This is a genomic window from Acinetobacter sp. 1207_04, from assembly GCF_052850415.1.
Genome location: NZ_VXCQ01000046.1, coordinates 1 through 324 on the forward strand (window position 1 = coordinate 1; position 324 = coordinate 324).

Genomic DNA, 324 nt, shown 5'->3' on the forward strand with positions numbered 1-324 from the left:
ATTAAACTACTCGATGCATTAACCGCTTTATTTTGCCCCGCATTTTTATCAACAAAATGTCCCGTTCCACCAACTGAAACTTGATCACCAGTAATAATATCTTCTTGATTTAAACTGCCACTCACAATCGCATTGGTCGTGCCATCGTAGACTTTGTCTTGTGCCGTCAACACACCTGAAATTTGTTTTTTACTGATATTGGCTTGAGTTTGTAGATTCGTTGAAAGCGCATAGTTGTCTGCATCTGTACCATTTAAAGCACCTGATACATTCACATTCTTATTTGAACCTGCATTTTTATCGCTAAATTGACCTTGTGCCGTA

Annotated in this window: 1 protein-coding gene; it reads right to left on the reverse strand. The window is 38.3% G+C overall.

All coding sequences use genetic code 11. The features are described from left to right. Positions 1-324, reverse strand: a 324-nt coding sequence (locus FW754_RS16415) for a YDG domain-containing protein (RefSeq protein ID WP_446325265.1), incomplete at both ends; no start/stop codon positions are given.